General features: G+C 46.5%; 18 protein-coding genes. 8 read left to right on the top strand and 10 right to left on the bottom strand.

Going from position 1 to position 24368, the window contains the following annotated elements; all coding sequences use genetic code 11:
• Positions 1-175 precede the first annotated feature (175 nt).
• On the top strand, positions 176-1174 hold the full coding sequence (locus tag GXP65_RS13680) for a substrate-binding domain-containing protein (protein WP_005427398.1): 999 nt from the start codon (positions 176-178) through the stop codon (positions 1172-1174).
• Between the two features lie 182 nt (positions 1175-1356).
• Here GXP65_RS13680 and galM read toward each other — a convergent pair whose 3' ends face one another.
• From galM to galE, 4 genes are all read right to left on the bottom strand, one after another.
• The gene (gene galM / locus GXP65_RS13675; protein WP_162093056.1) at positions 1357-2415 is read right to left on the bottom strand and encodes a galactose-1-epimerase; all 1059 of its coding nucleotides are present in this window, start codon (positions 2413-2415) and stop codon (positions 1357-1359) included.
• Positions 2416-2467: 52 nt separating this feature from the next.
• Positions 2468-3628 carry a galactokinase gene (gene galK / locus GXP65_RS13670; RefSeq protein ID WP_162093054.1) on the bottom strand — a complete coding sequence of 387 codons (1161 nt, stop codon included), beginning with the start codon at positions 3626-3628 and terminating at the stop codon, positions 2468-2470.
• A gap of 201 nt (positions 3629-3829) precedes the next feature.
• On the bottom strand, positions 3830-4882 hold the full coding sequence (locus GXP65_RS13665) for a UDP-glucose--hexose-1-phosphate uridylyltransferase (protein WP_009707482.1): 1053 nt from the start codon (positions 4880-4882) through the stop codon (positions 3830-3832).
• A 167-nt stretch (positions 4883-5049) separates the two neighbouring features.
• A complete protein-coding gene (gene galE, locus GXP65_RS13660; RefSeq protein ID WP_162093053.1) occupies positions 5050-6060 on the bottom strand; it encodes a UDP-glucose 4-epimerase GalE in 1011 nt (336 codons plus the stop codon).
• A 453-nt stretch (positions 6061-6513) separates the two neighbouring features.
• On the opposite strand from galE, the gene mrdA reads away from it, so the two are divergent.
• The 5 genes from mrdA (at position 6514) to GXP65_RS13635 (ending at position 15179) form a co-directional block, all read left to right on the top strand.
• Positions 6514-8412 carry a penicillin-binding protein 2 gene (gene mrdA, locus GXP65_RS13655; protein ID WP_020193936.1) on the top strand — a complete coding sequence of 633 codons (1899 nt, stop codon included), beginning with the start codon at positions 6514-6516 and terminating at the stop codon, positions 8410-8412.
• Between the two features lie 241 nt (positions 8413-8653).
• Positions 8654-9640, top strand: a complete 987-nt coding sequence (gene ebgR, locus GXP65_RS13650; RefSeq protein ID WP_005436560.1) for a transcriptional regulator EbgR — start codon at positions 8654-8656, stop codon at positions 9638-9640.
• A gap of 341 nt (positions 9641-9981) precedes the next feature.
• Complete coding sequence (gene ebgA, locus GXP65_RS13645) at positions 9982-13080, top strand: beta-galactosidase subunit alpha (protein WP_162093051.1); 3099 nt, start codon at positions 9982-9984, stop codon at positions 13078-13080.
• Between the two features lie 3 nt (positions 13081-13083).
• Positions 13084-13533 (top strand): beta-galactosidase subunit beta, encoded by a 450-nt coding sequence (locus GXP65_RS13640; RefSeq protein WP_162093050.1) that lies wholly within the window; start codon positions 13084-13086, stop codon positions 13531-13533.
• A 203-nt stretch (positions 13534-13736) separates the two neighbouring features.
• Positions 13737-15179 (top strand): amino acid permease, encoded by a 1443-nt coding sequence (locus GXP65_RS13635; RefSeq protein WP_162093048.1) that lies wholly within the window; start codon positions 13737-13739, stop codon positions 15177-15179.
• A gap of 52 nt (positions 15180-15231) precedes the next feature.
• On the opposite strand, the gene GXP65_RS13630 is transcribed toward GXP65_RS13635, so the two are convergent.
• Positions 15232-16173 carry a LysR family transcriptional regulator gene (locus GXP65_RS13630; protein WP_205455537.1) on the bottom strand — a complete coding sequence of 314 codons (942 nt, stop codon included), beginning with the start codon at positions 16171-16173 and terminating at the stop codon, positions 15232-15234.
• Between the two features lie 90 nt (positions 16174-16263).
• Between GXP65_RS13630 and chrA the strand changes: the two genes are divergently transcribed.
• Together chrA and GXP65_RS13620 are read left to right on the top strand one after the other, a co-directional pair.
• On the top strand, positions 16264-17403 hold the full coding sequence (gene chrA, locus GXP65_RS13625) for a chromate efflux transporter (protein ID WP_162093044.1): 1140 nt from the start codon (positions 16264-16266) through the stop codon (positions 17401-17403).
• Positions 17404-17537: 134 nt separating this feature from the next.
• Complete coding sequence (locus GXP65_RS13620) at positions 17538-18644, top strand: phosphatase PAP2 family protein (RefSeq protein ID WP_162093043.1); 1107 nt, start codon at positions 17538-17540, stop codon at positions 18642-18644.
• A gap of 73 nt (positions 18645-18717) precedes the next feature.
• On the opposite strand, the gene GXP65_RS13615 is transcribed toward GXP65_RS13620, so the two are convergent.
• Genes GXP65_RS13615 through GXP65_RS13595 form a run of 5 tightly spaced genes read right to left on the bottom strand, consistent with a single transcriptional unit; the run spans position 18718 to position 24356 of the window.
• Entirely contained in the window at positions 18718-19731 is a 1014-nt protein-coding gene (locus GXP65_RS13615; protein WP_045451343.1) for a hypothetical protein, read from the bottom strand.
• A 19-nt stretch (positions 19732-19750) separates the two neighbouring features.
• Entirely contained in the window at positions 19751-20698 is a 948-nt protein-coding gene (locus GXP65_RS13610) for a type II secretion system F family protein (protein ID WP_038892229.1), read from the bottom strand.
• A gap of 2 nt (positions 20699-20700) precedes the next feature.
• The gene (locus GXP65_RS13605) at positions 20701-21669 is read right to left on the bottom strand and encodes a type II secretion system F family protein (protein ID WP_005427474.1); all 969 of its coding nucleotides are present in this window, start codon (positions 21667-21669) and stop codon (positions 20701-20703) included.
• 11 nt (positions 21670-21680) lie between these two features.
• Positions 21681-23135, bottom strand: a complete 1455-nt coding sequence (locus GXP65_RS13600; RefSeq protein ID WP_077200241.1) for a CpaF family protein — start codon at positions 23133-23135, stop codon at positions 21681-21683.
• A 12-nt stretch (positions 23136-23147) separates the two neighbouring features.
• A complete protein-coding gene (locus tag GXP65_RS13595; RefSeq protein WP_005427468.1) occupies positions 23148-24356 on the bottom strand; it encodes an AAA family ATPase in 1209 nt (402 codons plus the stop codon).
• Positions 24357-24368 lie beyond the last annotated feature (12 nt).

Below are 24368 nucleotides of genomic sequence, written 5' to 3'. Positions count from 1 at the left end.
TTCATGCGACTAAACAGCGCCCTACCTAAGATAACGTTTACACATCACATATATTCAATAAATTCATAGAGTAAGACCAAATTCATCGCAATATAAAAATGGTGTTGATTGCACTTATTACACAATGGGTGTTTAATACCCCAATTAACGTTTTTTAGCCCACGAAAGGTCCCTCATGGCAACAATCAAGGATGTCGCGAAAGAAGCCGGTGTATCAGTCGCGACCGTCTCTCGCGTGATCAATAAATCACCGAAAGCGAGCCAATCTTCTATCGACGCAGTGACGCAAGCAATGAGCAAACTGGGCTACCGTCCAAACGCAGCAGCGCGTGCACTCGTCAGCCAAAGTACCAATACCATGGGCGTGCTTGTGGGTGATGTCTCAGACCCGTTCTTCGGCACACTGGTGAAATCGGTGGATAACGTGGCGCGTGAAAACGGCAAACACATTCTGATTGGTAATGGCTACCACAACCCAGAAGACGAACGCCAAGCGCTAGAACTTCTGATCAACAGCCGTTGTGAAGCCATTGTGATTCACTCTAAAGGTCTATCAGATGAAGAACTGATCGGCTACGCCAAAGAAGTCAAAGGCATGGTGTTGATCAACCGCCATATCCCAGAATTGGCAGAGCGTTGTATCTCTCTTGATAACCGCAAGGGCGCGTACTTAGCGACGGAATATTTGATTCGTCATGGTCACACAAAGATCGCTTGTATCGCCTCATCCCATGACATCGAAGATACCGATGAGCGTTTACAAGGTTACCAAGCGGCACTAAAAGATCACGATATCGAGCTATCAAAAAGTTATGTCGAATATGGCGAGCCAAACAGTGACGGCGGCGAAACAGCCATGACCAATCTGCTAACCAAATCACTCGCAATCACTGGCGTGGTGGCGTACAACGACTACATGGCAGCAGGTGCGCTGGCAGCGTTAGACCAAAACGGCATCGACGTACCAGAAAAAGTGTCCATGGTTGGCTTCGACGATGGCTTAATTGCTCGCTTCGTCAATCCAAGTTTGACCACGATTCGTTACCCAATCGAAATGATGGCAGAGCGTGCTGCGCGTTTGGCGTTAGCGTTATCGCGTGATGAGCAAGTGGAAGATGACACCATCATCTTTAGCCCGACTTTAGTGCGCCGTAACTCGGTGGATCGTCTTTAAGATATCGCGCTATTCAGTGCCAAGAAAGGTTACAAAGTAAAAGCTCTGCCACCGAAGTGACAGAGCTTTTTCTTTTTGGGGTGTTTGTAGAGAGCGTTATTTTTCCAACTTTCGATGAGCTTTTGACCTACTGTGAGCAAAAAGCCTACAGTAACCCAAAAGCTCGAAAATGCTCAGTTTAACTAGAAAGCAAACTGATAAGTGGTGCAGAAGCGGTACTCTTGTTCAGGCTCAAGAATACAGCTTGGCTGCGCCCACTCAGCATGGTTTGGCGAATCTGGTAAAAACTGCGTTTCTAACGCCAGACCCGCGTAATCGTTATATTCACCACCACGGCGATTTGGTGCGCCAGCTAGCCAGTTGCCCGTGTACAATTGCATCGCAGGCTTATTGGTAACCACTGACAGGTGCACTTTTTCATCTGGAGAAACCACCAACGCAACTGGTTTTGAGACATCACGGTGGTCATCGAATAGGTAGCTATGGTCATACCCTTTGGCGGCAATCTGCTGATCATCTTGTAAGAAGTGCTCTGAAACTGGTTTTTCACTTCTAAAGTCAAATCCAGTTCCTTTCACATCTTGCAATTCACCAAGCGGAATACCGACCTCAGAGGTTGGTAAGTATTGGCTTGCAACGATGGTTAAGCGATGCGAACGACAATCTAAGTCCGCTTCTGCCCCCAACAAATTAAAGTAGGCATGGTTGGTCAAGTTGATCGGTGTCGCTTTATCTGTCTTAGCAAAGTACGCAATGCTCACTTGGTTATCATCAGTCAGCGTATACGTCACTTGCACTTCTAGATTGCCCGGAAAACCTTGGTCGCCATCTTCAGACAACAAAGAGAACGTCACTTGCTGATTCGAGTGAGACTCAATCTTCCACCGACGTTTATCAAAACCTTCTTCACCACCATGCAGACAGTTGCCCGCTTGGTTAGTAGACACTTGAAATACTTCGCCATTCACTTCAAAAAGACCATTGGCGATGCGGTTTGCGTAGCGACCAACAGTGACACCCATGTAACACTGTTGCTGCATGAAACTCCCCATCGTCCCCACTCCGAGAAGCACTTCACGCAACTCCCCATTCGCCAAAGGTAAACGACAACTCAGCCATGTCGCGCCAATATCCATAAAGGTAACGCTCATGCCTGTGTTATTTTTCAGTTCGACCACGTTGGCAGGCGCGACATCAAGGGCGGCCTGCTGTGTCATCGTGATAGTTAATGGCTCAGTCATTTCTCGCTCCTACTGCGTCTTAAAGCACTTTGAACTTAAAGCAATTTTGCACTTAAAGTACTTCGACTAAACCAGCGCCGTTTTTCGCTTGGCACACGTAGATGGATTCTTTTAGGCCCGTTGCTGCTTGGTACTTCGCTTCTACCGTTGCTTTCACTTCGTCAACCAATGCTGGCGGTACAATTACAACGATACAACCACCAAAGCCACCGCCTGTCATGCGCACGCCGCCTTGCTCGCCAATCACTTCTTTCACCATCTCAACTAACGTATCGATTTCTTTGACTGTGATTTCGAAATCATCACGCATGGAAGCATGAGACTCAGCCATCAGTTCACCCATACGCTTCATGTCGTGTGCGCGAAGTGCTTGCGCCGCTTCTACCGTGCGGTCGTTTTCTGTGATGACGTGACGAGCACGTTTTGCAACCATTTCGTCTAGCTCAGAGACTTTCTCATTGAACTGTTCAATGGTCACATCACGCAGTGCTTTCACACCGAAAATGCGCGCCGCTTCTTCACACTGCTCACGACGTGTATTGTATTCGCTGTCTACCAAGCCACGTTTTTTGTTTGAGTTGATGATCACCACCGCCATGTCTTCAGGCATTGATACCGCTTCAGTTTCTAGGCTACGACAGTCCAACAGCATAGCGTGGTTTTCACGACCTTCTGCCGAAATCATTTGGTCCATAATGCCGCAGTTACAACCAACGAATTCGTTCTCTGCTTGCTGGCCGTTTAGCGCGATTTCCGCTTGGCTGATTTCTAAGTTGAACAGCACTTTGAAGGTTTGACCAATCACCACTTCCAACGCTGCCGACGAGCTTAAACCCGCACCTTGAGGCACGTTACCGCTAACAGAAATATCCGCACCAGAGAATTGGTAACCACGAGCAAGCAGACACTTCACCACACCGCGAATGTAGTTCGCCCACATTTTGTCTTGCTGGAATGTGATTTCTTGCGTGATGTCGAACTCATCAACTGCGTTGCCGTAATCCACAGAAACCACGCGCACTAGGTTGTCTTCACGCTTCGCTGCCGCCACAACGGTTTGGTAGTTGATCGCACATGGCAGTACAAAACCGTCGTTGTAATCAGTGTGCTCACCAATCAGGTTTACGCGACCAGGAGCTTGAATAATGTGGCTTGGCGCGTAACCCAGCACTTGTTCAAAAGAAGTTTTCACATTTTGGATTAGATCAGACATAGGGACGTTCTCTTAAATTATAAATTTGGTATTGCTGTAACCGATGTTAAGTGCTGATTTCCAGTTTCGTATTCGCTCGGTCTAGTCCTCCCCCTTAATAAGGGGGAGTTAGAGGGGGTTAGCCCTCCACTCACAAATAAAAGAGAATTTGACCGAGTTTTAGGTAAAACCAGCGATAACTCCGGCTATTCATTAATTGGTTTATTGCTCTTTGTAATGCACATCGCTTAGGTCACGCAGACGCTGCGCCGCTTGTTCTGCGGTTAAGTCACGTTGGCTTTCTGCCAGCATTTCATAACCAACCATGAACTTACGAACCGTTGCACTACGTAGCAGTGGCGGGTAGAACAACGCGTGCAGTTGCCAATGGTCAATATCGGTACCTTCTTCAAAGAACGGCGCGTAATGCCAGCCCATTGAGTAAGGGAAAGAGCATTGGAATAGGTTGTCGTAACGGCTGGTTAGCTTTTTGATTGCAACCGCAAGGTCATCACGTTGCTCATCGGTTAGCTCACTCATTCGACGAATGTGCGTTTTAGGCAGTAGCATGGTTTCGAATGGCCACGCCGCCCAGTAAGGAACAACTGCAACCCAATGTTCAGTCTCAACCACGGTGCGTGAACCATCTTTAAGTTCAGCTTGCACGTAATCCACCAGCAAGTTGCTGCCATGCTCTTGGTAGTACGCTTTTAAGTTGTGTTCTTTACGCTCGATTTCGTTTGGCAAGAAGCTGTTTGCCCAGATTTGACCGTGCGGGTGAGGTTGAGAACAACCCATGGTCTCGCCCTTGTTCTCGAATGCTTGAACCCAAACGTAGTCTTTACCCAGCTCTTCGATTTGATCATTCCACGTGTCAATCACACCACGGATTTTGTCGACCGGTAGCTCAGGCAAAGTTTTGCTGTGATCAGGCGAGAAACAAATCACTCGGCTCAAACCGCGCACACCTTGCGTTTTGAACAGAGGGTTGTCTGACTCAGGTGCATCTGGAGAGTCCACCATCAGTGCTGCGAAGTCATTTTGGAACACGTACGTGCCTTGGTAATCTGGGTTTACATCACCAGAAATACGCTCGTTGGTCGGGCAAAGGAAACACTTCTCGTCGTAGCTTGGTAGCTCATCAATTGCAGGCTTCTCATCGGCACCACTCCAAGGACGTTTTGCACGATGCGGTGACACCAAAATCCACTGACCCGTTAGTGGGTTGTAACGACGGTGTGGGTGATCCACTGGGTTAAATTCAACATTCGACATCTTACTTACTCAACTTTTTCGCTTTTGGTATCAGAACCAAAATTCATCAATCTGCTTGCTAGAGATTCCCTACTACGCTCGTCCCTCGCTCTAGGGAATGACAAAGTTCATAGCTCAACGTTGTCATTCCAGAATCGAGGCACGAGATGTCTGGAATCTCTAATTATTTAATAACCTTGTGGGTTATTTGACTGCCACTTCCACGTATCAGCCGTCATTTCCGCAACACTGCGCGTCGCTTTCCAGCCAAGGTCTCGCTCCGCTTTATCTGTACTTGCCCAGCATTCTGCAATGTCACCCGGGCGACGAGGACAAAGCTCGTAAGGCACTGGGTTACCGCAAGCCGCTGCGAACGCTTCTACCATCTCAAGAACGCTAGAGCCTTTGCCCGTGCCTAGGTTGTAAATGTGCAAACCAGCCTTTTCACCTACCGATTTCAGCGCTGCGATGTGGCCGTCTGCCAAGTCCATCACGTGGATGTAATCACGCACGCCTGTGCCATCCGGCGTCGGGTAGTCGTTGCCAAATACCGACAGTTTTTCGCGGCGGCCTACTGCCACTTGCGCGATAAACGGCATCAAGTTGTTTGGGATGCCCTGAGGGTCTTCACCCATAGTGCCCGATGGATGCGCACCAACTGGGTTGAAGTAGCGCAGCAAAGTCACGCTCCAGTCGTTTTCTGCGTTGAACAAATCGCTCAAGCACTCTTCCACCATGTACTTGCTGCGACCGTATGGGTTAGTGGTAGTCCCCGTTGGAGAGTCTTCCGTAATCGGCACAATGTCAGGATCGCCGTAAACCGTTGCCGATGAGCTAAATACAATGCTTTTCACGCCCGCTTTACGCATGCTGCGCGCCAACACTAATGAGCCATTCACATTGTTATCGTAGTATTCCAATGGTTTCGCGACAGATTCGCCCACCGCTTTCAGACCAGCAAAGTGAATCACAGCTTGAATGTCATGCTTGGCAAATACTGAGTCCAAAAAGGCTTCATCGCGAATGTCACCTTGGTAGAAAGCCGGCTGCTTACCGGTTAGCGCTTCAATGCGGCTTAACACTTCCACTTTGGCATTACACAAGTTGTCGACAATGATTGGCTCCATACCAGCTTCAATCATCTGGACACATGTGTGACTGCCGATGTACCCCATACCGCCTGTGACAAGAACTTTCACTTTTGCTTCTCCACTTTTGCTGCTCGATGCTTGGAAATTGGTTGAGCCTGATCACCAAGCAAATTCGCTCATCTCTTAACTGGCTAAAAGTCTACCAATCAAAACCGATCCAGATCCGTGATCAAACTCAAAATAGTGTAAACGTTTCCACAAAATTACATCACGATTCAGAATCAGTAAAATAAAGAAAATTGGGTTAGAGTAGAAAAATGGGAAAGATTTATGACACTTACATGTATAAACGTTTACACAATATAAGAAAAACATGGTGATTCACGCAAACCAGAAAGATGATTTTCCGCAATCGATACCTGACATTGCTCTTACAAAACGAGAGATAAAGCCCGCTACAGTAGCCCCGCCCCAAATGTAACCTTTTGTAACAAGACTCGAATCGCGTCTTTTCCTTTTATCGGGGCATGCAAAGAACAAAAACAAATCTGAAGGGCCCTCATGCTACGCAAGCGAAATGAATTTCGAGACCACAACCAAGAAGTGCGGTTGTTTAAGAACCGTGCCATCGTTGCCTTCCTCGGCATGGTTATTTTGCTGGGTGGATTGGTCGCGAACCTGTACAACTTGCAGGTTAACCACTTTAAAGATTATCAGACTCGCTCTAACGACAACCGAATCAAAATCCTGCCTATCGCGCCAACACGCGGCTTGATCTACGACCGCAATGGCGTACTGCTGGCGGAGAACCGCCCGGTTTACAACCTTGACATGATCCCAGAGCAAGCAGGCGATCCGGATGCGCTAATTGAAAAGTTGCGTCATTACGTCGACATCACCCCAGAACAAGTCGACGCTTTTAAAAAACGCTACAAGCACACTCGCCGCTTTCGTTCTGTCACCATCATGAATGAGCTGAATGACGAACAAGTCGCGCGCTTTTCTGTTCATCAGCATGAGTTCAATGGCGTGTTTGTGACTGCCGACCTCAAGCGTTTTTATCCTTACGGTGAAAAGCTGACGCACGTCCTAGGTTACGTTTCGCACATCAACGACCGAGATTTGCGTCGCCTTGATGAAGAAGGCAAAGCGCAGAACTATCAAGCAACACAAAACATCGGCAAGTTGGGTGTTGAGCGCTACTACGAAGACCTTCTCCATGGCACTAAGGGCTATGAAGAAGTCGAAGTAAACAGCCGCGGCCGTGTCATTCGTACCATCAAATACGTACCGCCGATTCCGGGTAAAGACATCGTGCTAAACCTTGATATCGAGTTACAAGAATACGTCTACAAAGAGCTCGACCATCGTCAAGGTAGTGCTGTGGTGCTCGACCCACGAGACAACAGCGTACTCGCGATGGCATCTAGCCCAAGTTATGACCCCAACCCATTTGTGAACGGCATTTCCAGCAAAGCGTACCGATCACTATTGAACGATCCTGCTCACCCCTTGGTAAACCGCACCACGCTTGGTGTTTACCCTCCGGCTTCAACCGTAAAACCATTTATGGCAGTGGCGGGGCTTGAGGAACATGTGATTACGCCAACGACGGTGCGTAACGATCACGGTTCTTGGCGTATTCCTGGCTCGAAACCGAATTCAAAAGCATGGCGAGATTGGAAACGTTGGGGGCATGGTAATGTTGATGTCACTAAAGCGATTGAAGAATCCGTGGACTCTTTCTTCTACCAAACTGCCTTTGACCTTGGCATCGACCGCATCTCGAAATGGATGAACAAGTTCGGCTTTGGCTTGCCAACCGGTATCGATATTTATGAAGAGAGCAGTGCGAACATGCCGACTCGTGAGTGGAAAGTCGCACGCCATCGCACACCGTGGTATCAGGGCGACACTGTGCCTATCGGTATAGGTCAAGGCTATTGGACAGCGACGCCAATGCAGATCGCCAAAGCGACTTCGTTCCTTATCAACCATGGTGAAATGAAAGCACCTCACCTACTTAAAGCCGTGATTGAACATGGTGAAGAGTTTGAAAACCAAGTCGACGTTGCACCGAAAGATCTACCGCCAATTGAAGGTGTGCCAGATAAATACTGGGACATTCCAATCAACGCGATGCGCTTGGTAAACAATGGCGCACATGGTTCTGGCCGCCGCGCATTTAAAGGCGCAGAGTACAGCAGCGGTGGTAAATCGGGGACGGCGCAGGTATTTGGCTTGCGTAAAGACGAAGTCTACAACTCGAAAAAGCTTGCTAACCACCTGCTTGACCATGCATTGTTCACTGCCTTTGCGCCGTACGACCACCCAAAATACGTAGCGACAGTTGTGATTGAGCACGGTAACGGTGGTTCAAAAGTCGGGGCACCATTCATTCGCCATGTATTCGACCACTTACTTGTCGACCCAGATAAAACCAAAGGTAAAAAGTCTTAGGTTTAACCTTACCGCCCTACCACTCGTGTTAAGTGGTAATGATAAATAACAGAGCCCGAACGGATTGTCCTAGCCGTTCGGGCTTTTGTTTGCCTAAAAAACCCTCTTATCGCGGTGCTCGCTTCATTTCACTCCTCGCACAGTTTTACTAAAAATTTGTGCATCCATAAGTAGCTGTTTACAATGGTGGGATTATTGCTTATCTCACTGGGACAGTGAGCTTTGCCAACGGGAAGTGAACATGGCAACACTAAAAGATATCGCTACAGAAGCGGGCGTCTCACTTGCAACCGTCTCACGCGTGTTGAATGACGATCCGACTCTGAGCGTAAAAGAAGAAACCAAACACCGCATCTTAGAGATTGCTGAAAAGCTGGAATACCGCACCAGCAGTTCGAAAAAAGCCACCAAAGAGGCGAAACAAAAACACCACTTTTTAGCTTTGTATAACTACAAGCAAGAAGCTGAGGTGAATGACCCCTACTACCTGTCGATTCGTCACGGTATTGAAACCCAGTGCGACAGGTTGGGCATTACATTAACCAACTGCTACGACAGCGTCATCGATGTCGAAACGCAAAAGATCACCGGTATCCTTTTGGTTGGTAAAACCGATAAAGCGATCATCAATAAACTACCTAAGCGCCTCGCAGACAGCATTTGTTATATCGACTTCTCAGACAGCGACAGCGTGTACGACAGTGTTGATATCGATCTTGCTCGCATCAGTAAGCAAGTTGTCGACTTCTTCGTCGAACAAGGTTATCAGCGCATTGGTTTCATTGGCGGACAAGACGAACCCAACACGGCGGACATTCGTGAAAACGCGTTTGTGGAATACGGAAACCTAAAAGGTGTCGTATCAGAGAACGACATTTACCGCGGCGATTTTTCTAGCCTATCGGGTTACGACTTAGCCAAAGCGATGTTGGCAAAAGGCGACTTTCCAACAGCACTCTTTATCGCATCAGACTCGATTGCGATTGGGGTTTTACGTGCCATCCATGAGTTCGGTTTAAACATTCCACAAGACATTGCACTGATCAGTGTGAATGATATTCCAACCGCTCGCTTTACCTTCCCACCGCTCTCTACTGTGCGCATTCACTCAGAGATGATGGGCATACAAGGGGTAAACTTATTGGTAGAAAAATACCGCGATGGTCGTGCGCTGCCATTGCAAGTTCACGTACCAAGCAAACTCAAACTGCGCGGCACGACTAAGTAGTTCTCCCTCTTCATTCTTATTTTATAAAGCACTGAATCCTCAGTGCTTTTTTATTTCCTTTCTCTAAATCCCCGTTATTTTTTACTCGTTTTACCCAGCAAATAAGCTTGGGATGCTATTCCTTTACGCTGATCACATCTTGCTCACCAATCACGTATTAAAACGTGATCGAGTTAAAGTTAAACGTTTTCACTAATTTATTTTAGTAAAACTTTTACTAATATCTTTCCCAGATAACTAATAAGCCTTTTCACAATACATCGGCTGCATTTCTCTTGGGCAGATTCGACGCTGACGATGCCGCGCCGAAATGACCAAGCTAAGCCGAGGGGAGAACAAACGTGAACAACTGGGAAAACTTCCTTCACCTACATGAGAACCGTATGGCACCACGTGCTTACTTCTTCTCATACGATTCGGTTAAAAACGCACAAACGTTCCAACGCGAACTGAGCAGCCGCTTTAAACTGCTGAGTGGTCAATGGACATTCAACTACTTCACTAACCCGCTTTTGGTACCTGAAGCGTTTTACTCTCAAAAAATGGAAGACTGGGGACGCATTACCGTTCCGAACATGTGGCAGATGGAAGGCCACGGTGACCTTCAATACACTGACGAAGGTTTCCCATTCCCTATCGACGTACCGTTTGTCCCAACCGACAACCCAACTGGCGCATACCAACGCACTTTCACGCTTGGCCAGCAATGGGACAACAAACAAACCATCATCAAATTTGATGGCGTTGAAACTTACTTCGAAGTTTACGTAAACGGTCATTACGTTGGCTTTAGCAAAGGCAGCCGCTTAACTGCTGAGTTCGACATTTCATCTTACGTTCAACAAGGTGAGAACTTATTGTCTGTACGCGTCATGCAATGGGCAGATTCGACTTACATTGAAGACCAAGATATGTGGTGGACGGCGGGTATCTTCCGTGATGTTTACCTTGTCGGAAAAGAGCACGTTCACGTCCAAGACCTGACTGTTCGTACTGATTTCGCCGACGATTACCAAAGTGCCACTTTAAGCTGCCAAGTTGAGCTAGAAAACCTGTCTACTACGGCTGTATCTGGTTACACGCTGGAATACGCACTACAAGACAAAGGTAAAGTGATTGCCAGTGGTCAATGTGATGCACTGACTATCCAAGACAACAGCCAAACAAGCTTTGCCATTGATGTAGTGAACCCAAGCCATTGGACCGCGGAAAATCCGTACCTATACCAACTGTTCATCACGTTAAAAGATGCACAAGGCAATGTGATTGAGGTGATCCCACAGCGCGTTGGCTTCCGCGACATCAAAGTGCGTGATGGTCTTTTCTACATCAACAACCAATACGTGATGCTGCACGGTGTGAACCGCCACGATAACGACCACCTAAAAGGTCGTGCAGTTGGCATGGAGCGCATCGAGAAAGATCTGATTTTGATGAAGCAACACAACATCAACTCAGTTCGCACCGCGCACTACCCTAACGACCCACGCTTCTACGAACTGTGTGACATTTACGGCTTGTTCGTAATGGCAGAAACCGACGTAGAAACCCACGGCTTCGCGAACGTTGGCGATCTCAGCCGCATCACCAACGATGCAGCTTGGGAAAGTGTGTTCGTAGACCGCGCAGAACGCCACGTTCACGCCCAAAAGAACCACCCTTCCATCATCATGTGGTCACTGGGTAACGAGTCCGGTTACGGCTGCAACATCCGCGCGATGTACGATGCAACCAAAGCGATTGATAACACTCGCTTGGTGCATTACGAAGAAGACCGCGATGCAGAAGTCGTCGACGTAATTTCTACCATGTACTCACGTGCGCAGCTCATGAATCACTTTGGTGAGCACCCACACGAGAAACCACGCATCATTTGTGAATACGCACACGCGATGGGTAATGGCCCTGGCGGTCTAACGGAATACCAAAACGTGTTCTATGCGCACGACCACATTCAAGGTCACTACGTATGGGAATGGTGTGATCACGGCGTATTAGCACGTGATGAAAACGGCCAAGAATTTTACAAATACGGCGGTGATTACGGCGATTACCCGAATAACTACAACTTCTGTATGGATGGTTTGATTTACCCAGATCAAACACCTGGACCGGGCTTGAAAGAGTACAAACAAGTCATCGCTCCAGTGAAAATTCAAGCAGTAGAAGGCACGACAAACACCTTCACCGTAGAAAACAAATTGTGGTTCACCAACCTGAATGATTACACCATCACTGCAGATATCCGAGCGGAAGGTGAAACGCTGCGCTGCGTGCAGTTTAAGGTCGAAGAGCTTGCAGCGAACAGCGCACGTGAAATCACGATTAATTTGCCTGAACTGGACGAGCGTGAAGCCTTTATTAACTTCACCGTGCGTAAAGACAGTCGAACTCTGTACAGCGAAGCAAACCACGACATCGCGAGCTACCAGTTCCAGCTAAAAGAAAACACAGCAAGTGAAGCCGAGTTTGTGAACCACAATGCGCAAGCGTTAGTAACGACAGAAAGCCGCTTGCAACATGTAATTGAAGGCCACAACTTCACTCTGACCTTCTCTAAAGTCAACGGCAAGCTGACCTCTTGGCGCGTCAATGGTGAAGAGCTGATTCAATCTGAGCCTAGACTGAACTTCTTCAAGCCAATGATTGATAACCACAAACAAGAGTACGAAGGTTTGTGGCACCCAGCGCACTTACAAATCATGCAGGAGCACTTCCGCACGCTACAAGTCGACGCAACGGATGATTCGGTTTCGATTACGACCACCAGCATCGTTGCACCACCGGTATTCGACTTTGGCATGCGCTGTACCTACCGCTACCAAATCAACGCACAAGGTCACTTGAATGTGGAACTGAGCGGTGAACGCTATGGCGATTACCCGCACGTTATCCCTGTAATTGGCTTGGATTTGGGCATCAACGGCAACTTTGACCAAGTGAGTTACTACGGTCGTGGCCCTGAAGAAAACTACCAAGACAGCCGCCAAGCGAACTTGATTGATGTTTACCACAGCACGGTAGCCGACATGTTTGAGAACTACCCGTTCCCACAAAACAACGGCAACCGCCAACACGTTCGTTGGGCGTCACTGACGAATCGCCACGGCACGGGGTTATTGGTAAAACCACAGCAAGAAATCAACTTCAGTGCTTGGTTCTACACCAACCAAAACCTGCACGAAGCGCAACACACCATTGAGCTAGAGAAGAGCGGCTACATCACGCTCAACCTTGACCATCAAGTGATGGGACTGGGCTCAAACTCATGGGGCAGCGAAGTGCTTGATTCATACCGTGTGTACATGGACGAGTTCCGCTATGGCCTAACACTGATGCCACTTCAAGCAGGCGATTGCAGTGCACAAGCCATGGCAAACCATGATTTCGACAATGCGTTCTTCACTCAACCTAATACTCAAACAGCAAACGAGGCGTAATCCATGATCGTGTTAGACAACTTAGAACAATTCAAAGTCGTGTACCGCGACGGTCGTAAATGGAACCGCTGCGTGGAAGCGATTGAGAACATCGCCAACATCAAAGACGGCGTGATGTATTCGATTGGTGACTCTTTGGTTTACATGATTGAAGACGGCACAAAACAAACCGACCTGTTTGAAGGGAACCGCCGCTACTTCGACGTGCATTACTACCTAGAAGGTCGCGAAACTGTGGAGCTCGCCGACAAATCCGATTTACGCCTAGAGCAAGCATACCGTGATGAAACTGACCGCGAATTTCTCTCTGGTCAAGGTGAGACTCGCGAGCTTTGCGAAGGCCAAGTGGCAATTTTTGATAACGATAAAGCGTACCGCTTCCACGGTGACAACCGAGTAAGAAAAGTGGTGCTCAAAGTGACCATCGAAGATGGCTATTTCCTAAATAAATAACGGCTTACAGGCAAGGCCAGACAACGCGTCTGGCCTAACAACAAAATAATTAAATAAACCCAAAGTAATTCAGATCACAGATCAGTTGTAGACCTCAGAAATCCCACGCGATTACGAATAGTATTCGCCCAAGGATGATAAAACGGTCAATAGCACTATCACTGAGTTACGAAGGGAATTGACGTGATTCATCGGAGGACTCTATGTCTGAATCTATGCGCGGCACCATTGGCAAATTCGCCTTGCTGTCGATGACATTTGCGGCGGTATTTAACGTCCGTAACATCGTGAACAACAACATTGAGCTTGGCCTTAGCTCTGCCCCTATCTTCCTTTTCGCGACGATCGTTTACTTCATTCCATTTGTATTCATCATTGCAGAGTTCGTTTCGGCGAACAAAAACTCTGAGTCAGGCATGTACGACTGGCTTAAACAACCGCTTGGTTCTAAAGCCGCTTACCTAGGTTCGTTCCTCTACTGGTTCGTGAACCTATTCTGGTTTGTGTCTCTGCTACCAAACGTGATTGCTTACGCGTCTTACGCGATGCTTGGTTACGAATACACCTTCTCACCAATGGTGACGTCGGTGATCTCGATTGTTCTGTTCGCAGCGGCGACCCACATTTCAACCAAAGGTGCATCTTGGTTGGGCAAAATTTCTGAGCTGGTTGCTTACGGTGTGTTTGCCCTATTCGGCATTTACGTTCTCGGCGCGCTAATGGCATTAGGCGGCGACACCTACACGCCAGCAGAACCAATCACGCTAGAAGCAATGAGCCCAACCATTAACTGGGCAACGCTAGGCATTATGTGTTGGATCTTCCAAGCAGCAGGTGGTGCAGAAACTGCAGCGGCTTACCTGAAAGACGTCAAAGGCGGCCAAAAAGCCTTCATCAAAGTGATCATCATGGCAGGCATCTTGATTGGTGCGATGTACGCTATTGGCTCACTTTTGGTGAACGTGTTCGTTCCGCGTGAAGACTTAACATACGCTGGCGGCATGGTAGAAATCTTTACTGGTATGGCGCAATACTTCGACATTTCAACAGTATTGGTTGGCCGCTTCGTTGGCATCATCTTGTTCATCGCGATGTTTGGCTCAATGATGATGTGGACTGCGGCACCAGTAAAAATTCACTTCTCTGAAATTCCAAAAGGTGTATACGGCGAGAAAACCACAGAGCTAAACGAACACGGTGTACCAGTGCGTGCAGCATGGTGGCAATTCGCGTTCGTTGTGGTGATGCTGATCGTCAACGGCTTTGGTTCAGAATCCGTACAAGACATGATGAACCAAGCGATCAACCTAACGGCAGGTACGGCGATGCTACCGCCAATCTTCATCATGATTGCGTACTTTGTGTTCCGTCTAAAACACGACGATACACCGCGCGACTTCCGTATGGGTTCACGCAAAGTGGGCATGAGTGTGGTGTCTGTACTGATTGTCATCTTCGTGGTGAGCATGACCGCATCGGCATTCCCGACAGGTGTTGATTTGGTACGTGCGTTCTTCATCAACGTGTTTATGACGGCCGTCTTCTCTGCTCTGGCTTGGTGGTGGATCTCTCGCTTTGAAAAGAAGCAAGCTATCAAACAACAAGCAACGCAAGAAAAGGCACAAGAGCCAGTAACGCAAGTATAAACGACCTATAGCTCGGTTACTTAAAGGGCACCCTCGTGGTGCCCTTATAAGATCAATTACCTGTAATCAATTCTGCCACCAGCTGACGCAGCCAAATCCCTTTATCCTCGTTGTTACGGCTGGTATGCCACAACATAGCGATATCAAAATCCGCCACCGCAATCGGCGGCTGCACACTCACTAAGTCGTCCGAGAACCCTTCCGCTTGCGCCATTTTCTCCGGCACAATCGCAACCAACTCTCGCTGTTTAAGCAAGTTTCGAATCGTCAGGAAGTTACGTGAGGCAACGGTGACTTTTCGGCTCAAGCCATGTTCAGCAAGCTTTTTGTCTACTTGTGTACTCAAGCTGCCATCAGGGCTCACTAGGGCTTGTTCAATATTGGCAAAAGCGTGAATCGACAATTGTGTTTCGCCTTTCAGTACTCGCTTATCACACAGACATACGTGCTTTTCTGTGTAGAGATACTGGCTCTCAAAGTTATCGTCGAGCACAGGCATACTGCCGATGATGACATCTAACTTATCGTGCTCCGTTATCGCCACGTAATTGCTGCGGTTGACGTTAATAAAACTGATTTGGGCTTCTGGCACACGCTTACGGATTTCATCATAAAGCAGTGGGGCGAAGATGAACTCGGCGTAGTCGGTTAAACCAATGCGACACACGCCGGCGTAGTTTTCTGGTTGGAAAGCGGACTTCGTCAGTAAGTCTTTGGCGATCGAGTCCAATAAATGATGCACCGTCGGCGCAATATGATGCGCGTGCTCGGTTGGGTCCATCTTATGGCCTTTACGCTCAAACAATGGGTCATCAAACAGCACTCGCAAACGCGACAAGCTATGACTCATGGCAGACTGACTGACAAAGCTTTTCTCCGCCGCCAAACTCACACTTCGATAGCGATATAGGTAAGAAAAGGTCACCAACAGATTTAAGTCGATATTGCGCCACTGGATGTCATCTTTCACAGAACAAACCTCATCCCATTTCATTCATAGATGAAATTAAAACTATTAATTTGAGTCATCTTAGTACATTTCTTACAGTAGATGCAGTTTTATTGGAGATTTAACAGGCTCAACATGTTTACCATTTTTAAAACCTTTTTTTGGCTTGGTTGGATCAGTTTTGGTGGCCCTGCGGCGCACATCGGTTACTTCCGCCAAACGTTCGTTGAAAAGCTCAAATGGATTGATGACAGCGAATACGCACAGATCGTGGCTTTGAGCCAATTCTTACCGGGCCCTGGCTCTAGCCAAGTTGGCTTTGCTCTGGGTTACCAACGTGGAGGCTTAGGCGGCGCATGCATGGCGTTTCTTGGCTTCACGTTGCCTTCCGTGATCATCATGTTGGCGCTTGCGATGGTAAGCAGCCAGATCACTGATACGGCATTGTTCCAAAACATCGTTCATGGCTTGAAGTTGCTTGCGGTCGTTGTGGTGGCGGATGCGACTTGGGGAATGTACAAAAACTTCTGTCAAAGCAAACTAACAGCTGGCTTGTGTGTGGCAACCGCGATTGCCTTATTGGTTGCACCGAGCATCGTAACTCAAATGCTGGTACTTGTGGTGGCGGGTTTGATTGGTACTCAATATCTAAAGAAAGAATCCGCAGCCCCTGCCAAACCTTTTAAACCAACCATTGCACCATTGGCACTGTTCGCGGTACTTCTGATTGGTTTGCCGTTTGTGGCTCACACCCTGCCAATGCTTGGATTGTTTAGCGATTTCTTCCAAGCGGGTAGCTTAGTGTTCGGTGGCGGTCACGTGGTACTTCCGCTACTGCAAAACATCGTTGGCGATCAACTCAGCCAAGACGCGTTCCTAACAGGCTACGCCGCAGCGCAAGCAGTACCGGGGCCAATGTTTACCTTCGCGACTTACATTGGTTACGAGCTGTCTGATGCACCTATCCTAGGCGCGTTGGTCGCAACATTGGGTGTATTCTTACCGGGCTTCTTATTGCTACTTGGCGTGCTAAAGAACTGGCAAGCGCTGGCAGGTAAACCTGCCGTGTCAGGCGCAATCAACGGCGTAAACGCATCGGTCGTTGGTTTGCTATTAGCAGCACTTTACCAACCAGTATTCAGCAGCGCTGTGGTTGCCCCAATTGATATCGCTCTTGTGATAGCTGGCTTCTACTTACATAAGAAACTTAACTTGTCGGTGCTTTGGATGATTGTGTTCTTTGTCGCGGCAGGCATTGTGACTGGCATGATGTAAGTTATTTCGCTTACGCCTTGTTATCCAAAAGCAAACAAATCATCCAACCATAAACAACGGGCACGCCAACACGAGTGCCCGTTTTCTCAACTAAGCTTATATAAGGTGGGGAAAATCAGGGTGATGGATCATCTATGGCGCAAGATAATAATTACGAATTGCCACTTAACTGGCAGCAAAAAGTGTCGCTTTGGTTTGGTGATTTAAAGGTACATTTATACCAAGATCGAGTGCTTTATTACTATTGCATAGCAGCAACCAGCATTCTTTATCTTAGTTCTCTGTATTTAAATTCCCCAATCGACTATTCCTTCACAACTTACTTAGAAACACTCGCCCTCGCGTTTTATGTCACCTTTCTGAGCTGCTGTCTTTATTACTACTTTTATCTGATCATAAAGAAGGAAAAACGCCCTTCACGCCAGTTTTTCACCAAGCTCAAACAAATCTTTTTGCCGTTAAGTCGAACCGTTTCTGTCTTCATTCTGATGCTGTGTATGAACCTCGTTTTTTCGAATCATACCTTCCTAAAATCACTGATCCCAAGCATCCATCCATTTAGTTTAGATAACGCTCTGGCCAATATTGATAAGCTGCTTCACTTTGGCATTGCACCATGGGAACTTACGCACTCGTTACTCCCTAGTGCATGGGCCTCTTGGGTTATCAACATCGCTTACAACGCATGGTTTTTCTTTATGTGGGGCGTGCTGATATTCTTTTTAATCTACAAAAAGCAACCATTATTGAGGCAACAGTTCTTGCTAACGTTTGTCTTCTCTTGGTTATTCATTGGCGCCTTTTTTGCCACTTTGCTTTCTTCCGCTGGCCCATGCTTTCTTGAGCTCTTAAATGGCGACAATCAATTTGCACCACTCATGAACAAGTTAAATCAACAAAGCGAATATTTGCAGAGTGTAGAAGCGGGCCCTCTTTGGGCTCTCCCAACTCAAGACTATTTATGGGAAGGGTATATTGAACCTAGCAATAATATCGGCGCGGGTATCTCAGCCATGCCCAGTATGCATGTCTCTATCGCAGTCCTATTAGCCTTGAGCCTTTACCGTGTAAACAGAATATTAGGTTACTTTGCCTATGCATTTGCAGTGCTTACCCAGATAGGCTCAGTACACCTAGCGTGGCACTACGCAGTTGATGGTTACATGTCGATTATATTGACGGTCTTGCTGTGGAAGTTAGTGGGTAGATTCATAAAACGCTTTCCGACTCTATTCCAGTAAGCTCAAGTCATAAAAAAGCCACTCTTAGTATCAAGAGTGACTTTGGTCATTGAGTGATTCTCATTAAAAACGCTTATTGGAGAAACGCTGTAGAAGTGTCTTTTTGCTCTCTCACCATCGATAACGCGCGCTCTAAGTTCTTATTCGCTAAATCGTAATAAGCTGGATTTTTGTCTATCGCCTGCTGAAGGTAAGGTATCGCCTCATCGGGTTTACCATTCAAAATCAAGAAATAGCCTACGTTGTTCAAAGCTTCAGGTTCTGTCATGTGGCGACTAAAAATATTCAATGCTTGACGCGGTTGCTCCTTGGCAATCGCAATGAGCCCTAAGTTATTGATGGCTTTTTCATTACTCGGTTGGAGGCCCAACGCCGCTTTAGTAAAGTGCGTCGCTTTTGAATACTCCTCTTCCATGTAGTACGAATAGCCTAAGCTCACAAGTGCATCCACATCCCTCGCGTTAATGTCCAACGCTTTTCTAAACAAGATCTGTGCTAAGTCATGATCGCCACGAATATCGTACAGCACCCCAAGTCCTGAATAAGCACCAACAGGCGATTTATCATCGTAACGGTAAGTGGCGACGGTCTCCTTAGAGATATTATCTTTGGTAATATTCGGGTCGCCCTTCAAGCGGATTTGATCTGCATTAAGCGCTCTAATGTAATAGGTTTTACCCGCTTCACGGTCACCGCGTTTGGTGTACATTGCGCCTAGCTCTTGTAAAGAACCAATATGTTCTGGATTCTCTGCTAACGAAGCGCGAAACGATTTATCTGCCAGTTCTAAGTTATTACGAGCCAAGTGAATGCGACCGACGGTATACAAGGTTTTATCTTTGTGTTGAGCGTTTGGAAATGACAAAGAACGAATGTACTCATACAAAGCCAAGTCGGCATTCTTGTTGCTCAGCGCAATATCACCGCGAGAAATTGCCTCTTCCTCTGTTTTTGGTGGTTCGTCATTAGTGAGCGATTCGACTGGCTTACCAGCGTAGAGTTCCGAATCAAAATCGGACGACGAGTCTGTTGTTGAACACGCAGTAACCAACAACAACGATATAATGGCAAATTTCTTAATCCACATAACGATCCCTATTTGTGTTTTATTTAGAAAAGGCCTCTGCCAACGTGATCAATGCAGGACCAACCGCCACAATGAAAAAACATGGCCAGATAAAGAGCACCATAGGAAACATCATTTTTACTGGGATTTTTGCCGCGACTTCCTCTGCCGCCTGCTGACGCTTATCCCGGTAATCTTCCGTGTACTCACGCAGAGAGTTGACTAGACTCCCACCAATCCTTGAAGCATGGCTTAGCATGCTGACAAGCCCCATAATCTCCTCTAAACCCGTTCTCACGACCAATTCTCTAAGCGCCTCTGGCATAGGCTTACCTGCTTGGATCTTGTTACATACGGTATCAATCTCATCAGCCAGTTCCGGATGTGAAATCACTAATTCGTCAGCAACACGTCGTAATGCGGCATTGAAACCCAAACCTGATTCGGTACACACCACCAATAAATCCAACATATCTGGGATGCCCGCTCTAATGGCTTTTTGTCGTTTGTTCACCATACGACGTAAGATCATGTCCGGTGTAATCAGACCAATTAATGCAGCCAGTGCCATATAAGTGTAGAGGTATTTTGACTCAGGTATGGTCAAATAAATTAAAGTCGCCACCATCACACCAATAATGGTCGTGATCGATTTAATGGCATAGAACATCGATAACGAGTTACTTTGATGGAAACCCGCATGCATTAATTTATTACGTGTCGTCTGACGTTCTTTTTCACTGGTTGGGGAAGTCAACGGTGCGAGGGACTCAAGCGTATCCGTCATTTTGTTATTCGTTGGTAGCGCTTCTTTCTTGTCCCCTGAAAGCTCTGCTAGCTTTCTTTTGATTGGAGAGTTTACGCCCATCACAACAGAACCGACCGTCATAACCACCAGCACAGTGGTGATCAAAATGAGGGCAAATAGCAGTGTTTCTTGGTTAACCGCCAAACCACCTAACCAACCTTGAAGGCTTTCTAAGTTCATATCTACACCTCAATGTTAACGATTTTACGAATCCACAAAGTGCCAATAAACAGAGAGATCATTCCACCTATAACCATTTTGATGCCCATTGGGCTGGTATGCAGAAGCTCGATGTAATCTGGTCGCACGAGAGAAATGATGATGTAGAGGCCAAAGGGTGCCAAAACTAACACCCAAGCAGACATACGAGACTCAGCAGAAATGGTTTTGATTTTGCGCGCCAGCTTAAAACGAGCTCGTAAGATTCGAGATAGTTTTTCAATATTCTCAACTAAGTTACCGCCCGTTTCTTTCTGCAATAACACCGCACTTGAAAAAGCCAGCATGGAGACCGTAGGTGTACGCTCAGACATTTGCATAATGGCCAGTCTTAAGTCGTAACCGTAGTTAAGCAGATTGAAGGTATTGAGAAATTCTGGCCCTAATGGAGCACTCACTTCCCGACCTACTTCGCCAAAAGCTTGGGTAATAGGTTGGCCGGCTTGGAGAACACGTTTGATAATATCGAGCGCTTCCGGTAACTGCTCCTCAAATTTCATCAAACGATCGGCGATCATCTTTTGTAGGTAGAAGTATATCGCTACCCAGCAAGCAATGGTCACTCCAAGACACATATACCAGACTTGGCCAAAGACAAAAATAATCAGACCTACTGCGGTACCGGCAAGAAAAGACAAAAATAGAAATCGGGTAAAACCCATTGAAATGCCAGCCAATTCCAACTTCTTCTTCAATCCATCAAAAAGGCTAAAGTTGACTAACCATCTCTCCAGAGGTGATAAGTTCTTAAGCGAGTTCTCTCTAAGTAGTGAAATACTCTCTTCATCAATGTGCTTATGACTGTCATGAATTCGCTTAATTAACTGCTTGTGTTTCACCTTCTTACCCGCAGAAGGCAGTATTAACGCTTGGCTAATAAAGAAGACGGATAAAAACAGCAGTACTAGAAATAGTGGGAATTGGCTTTCCATAGCGCCCTCTCCTAACGGCTTTTTTCGTTAAAGATCTCGAATGGTACGTCTAAGCCTCGTTTAATCAGGTGGTCATGACAGCTAGGCACAATTCCGGTCGCTTCATATTCACCAAGAACATTGCCATCTTTGTCTACACCTTGTCGGCGGAAAGTAAAGATCTCCGACATGGTGATCACTTCCCCTTCCATACCGTTAATTTCCTGCAAACTGACCATACGACGTTTACCATCTTCCTGGCGCTCCATTTGGACTACGATATTTATCGCGGAGGCAATCTGCGCTCTTAAGTTTTTTGTTGAGACATTCCACCCGGCCATTGAGAACATATTCTCAATTCGGCTTAAGGCATCTCGTGGCGTGTTGGCGTGGATGGTGGCCAGAGATCCATCATGACCGGTGTTCATTGCAGAAAGCATATCCACCGCCTCCGCACCACGAACCTCACCAATAACAATTCGGTCAGGACGCATACGCAGTGAGTTTTTCACCAAATCCCTTTGAGAGATCTCCCCTTTGCCTTCAATGTTCGACGGACGCGTTTCCAAGCGAATAATGTGTGGCTGTTGTAGTTGAAGCTCTGCAGAGTCCTCAATAGTGACAATACGCTGGTCACTTGGAATAAAACCGGAGAGGATATTCAGTGTGGTGGTTTTACCCGAACCCGTACCACCTGAGATAAGAATGTTCATTTCCCCGACAACCGCAGCATTAAGGAACTTACCCATTTCTGGAGACAAAGAGTTGAGCTCTAGTAGGTTATCCATATTGAGTCGTTCGACAGCAAAACGACGTATTGATACCGACGGTCCATCAATGGCCAGAGGTGGGATAATGGCGTTAAAACGAGAGCCATCTTTCAAACGCGCATCCACCATCGGTGAGGCTTCATCAATGCGTCGCCCTACTTGGCTAACGATTCGGTCAATAATGTTGCGAAGATGGCGCTCATCTAAAAAGGTATGTGGTGTTCTTTCAAGCTTACCAAAACGTTCTACGTAGATGTTTTTGGGGCCATTTACCAAGATATCTGAAATTGTCGGATCATCCAGAAGTGGCTCTAGTGGGCCAAGGCCAAACACTTCATCTTCGATTTGATGAATGACACGATTGCGAGCCTCAGAACTCAGGGGGTGGGTTTGATCTTCAGCTATCAGCTGTACGACAGCTTCACGTAATTCTTCTTTGGCTCGGTCTTCCTGAAGATGAGAAAGCAAACCGAGATCTAAGGTGTCCAATAGCTTCTTGTGATAATAGTGTTTGATAGCAAGGTCTTGTTCAAGCTGCTTCTTTTGCTCTTCAATGGCTTTGATCTTTGCTTCAACAGGAGACAAGGCTGTCGTGTCAGTATTAGTATTAGCAGCATCACCATCTACACCAACAAGGTCCTCACTTTGAGCTCTCTGATCTTGCGTATCGTCGGCAGTATTAAACGCACTCCCAACGCTTTTTCGTTTGAAAAACATGACTCCCCCTTATTAAGAAAAAAACTTCTTAATCCAACTTTGATCTTTCTTGGTTGGGCTTTCTAATAAATGTGAGATTTCAGCCAAAGAAGCTTTTATCGCACTATTTTTTGTAGATTGAACAATTGGGTTACCTAAATTTGCACTCTCAATCGCAATAGCGAAGTTATTAGGAACTAAATGTATAGAGTGGCCACCAACGGCGTTTTCAATATCTTTCAATGATATGGTCGACTTTTTCTCAAATCGATTCACAATAAGTTCAACCTGATGATTATTTAAACCATAGTCGAGTTCTAATGCTCTAATATAATTAACTGCATGCTTCACTGAAGTAACGTTTTGTTGCATAACCAAAAATACATGAGTGGCTGGCGAAACAATTTGCTGGAATGTATGTTCAATACCATGTGACATATCAACAATAATATGAGAGTAAAACTGTCTAAGTATTGGAAGCAACTTACTTACTTCATTCGCGTACTTATAATTATTCTTTAAATTACCTTGTTCGAAACAAAGGTAATTGAGACCAGAAGGATGTTTATGTACTAATCCTTCAAGAGACAGTTCATCTAAATCATTAACCGATTCAACGACATCGTTAATATTATATTTTGGTTTGCAATTGAGATAATCCGCAGCATCACTAAATTGCATATCAAGATCGACTAACAACACATTACTTTTAGCGTAACTTGATAGCTCTATCGCGGTATTGAGCGCAAGTGTCGTAGAGCCAGAACCTCCTTTCGTGTTGATGAATAAGGTTAGATCCCCCATCTTCTTGTTGTAGATTTTTTCTTCTGCGATTGATTTTAGTAGCGGGTAAATCTCCTCTAGATCCGCAGAGCGAGAGAAATAATCCGTTGCACCCAGGCGCAACGCCATTTTTAAAGACGCGGTATCCGCCTCATCACCAAATACGATTAAAGCAGTATGGTTATGCTGTAAATTGCTGTCACTGGAGTAGACATGTGCAACTTTTTGAGCCCAACTATCTCCCGTTTCGATATAGATCAAGTCTGGAATTTGCTTGCTCTTTACCAAATCTAAGTTAAATAACTCGAGCTCAATCCATTCAATATTTACGTTCACACATCGTGATAATTCATCTGTCAAATGAAGTTTAAAGTTGGTAGTAGAATACACTACCCAAACAATCAAGTTTGTTTTTAAACTCTTGTAATTGTCATCATTTATTTTCACTGGCTTCAACATTTCACTACTCCA

This window comes from Vibrio sp. LB10LO1, from assembly GCF_010092875.1.
Classification (GTDB): Bacteria; Pseudomonadota; Gammaproteobacteria; order Enterobacterales; family Vibrionaceae; genus Vibrio; species Vibrio campbellii.
Note: the sequence above shows the minus strand (reverse complement) of the source record. Positions and strands in the feature narration are given on the sequence as shown.

What these genes read in the sequence shown, in the direction of transcription:
- GXP65_RS13680 (WP_005427398.1), top strand. Translation starts at nt 176, where the DNA reads ATGGCAACAATCAAGGATGTCGCGAAAGAAGCCGGTGTATCAGTCGCG.
- galM (WP_162093056.1), bottom strand. Translation starts at nt 2,415, where the DNA reads ATGACTGAGCCATTAACTATCACGATGACACAGCAGGCCGCCCTTGAT.
- galK (WP_162093054.1), bottom strand. Translation starts at nt 3,628, where the DNA reads ATGTCTGATCTAATCCAAAATGTGAAAACTTCTTTTGAACAAGTGCTG.
- GXP65_RS13665 (WP_009707482.1), bottom strand. Translation starts at nt 4,882, where the DNA reads ATGTCGAATGTTGAATTTAACCCAGTGGATCACCCACACCGTCGTTAC.
- mrdA (WP_020193936.1), top strand. Translation starts at nt 6,514, where the DNA reads ATGCTACGCAAGCGAAATGAATTTCGAGACCACAACCAAGAAGTGCGG.
- ebgR (WP_005436560.1), top strand. Translation starts at nt 8,654, where the DNA reads ATGGCAACACTAAAAGATATCGCTACAGAAGCGGGCGTCTCACTTGCA.
- GXP65_RS13640 (WP_162093050.1), top strand. Translation starts at nt 13,084, where the DNA reads ATGATCGTGTTAGACAACTTAGAACAATTCAAAGTCGTGTACCGCGAC.
- GXP65_RS13635 (WP_162093048.1), top strand. Translation starts at nt 13,737, where the DNA reads ATGTCTGAATCTATGCGCGGCACCATTGGCAAATTCGCCTTGCTGTCG.
- GXP65_RS13630 (WP_205455537.1), bottom strand. Translation starts at nt 16,173, where the DNA reads ATGAAATGGGATGAGGTTTGTTCTGTGAAAGATGACATCCAGTGGCGC.
- chrA (WP_162093044.1), top strand. Translation starts at nt 16,264, where the DNA reads ATGTTTACCATTTTTAAAACCTTTTTTTGGCTTGGTTGGATCAGTTTT.
- GXP65_RS13620 (WP_162093043.1), top strand. Translation starts at nt 17,538, where the DNA reads ATGGCGCAAGATAATAATTACGAATTGCCACTTAACTGGCAGCAAAAA.
- GXP65_RS13615 (WP_045451343.1), bottom strand. Translation starts at nt 19,731, where the DNA reads ATGTGGATTAAGAAATTTGCCATTATATCGTTGTTGTTGGTTACTGCG.
- GXP65_RS13610 (WP_038892229.1), bottom strand. Translation starts at nt 20,698, where the DNA reads ATGAACTTAGAAAGCCTTCAAGGTTGGTTAGGTGGTTTGGCGGTTAAC.
- GXP65_RS13605 (WP_005427474.1), bottom strand. Translation starts at nt 21,669, where the DNA reads ATGGAAAGCCAATTCCCACTATTTCTAGTACTGCTGTTTTTATCCGTC.
- GXP65_RS13600 (WP_077200241.1), bottom strand. Translation starts at nt 23,135, where the DNA reads ATGTTTTTCAAACGAAAAAGCGTTGGGAGTGCGTTTAATACTGCCGAC.
- GXP65_RS13595 (WP_005427468.1), bottom strand. Translation starts at nt 24,356, where the DNA reads ATGTTGAAGCCAGTGAAAATAAATGATGACAATTACAAGAGTTTAAAA.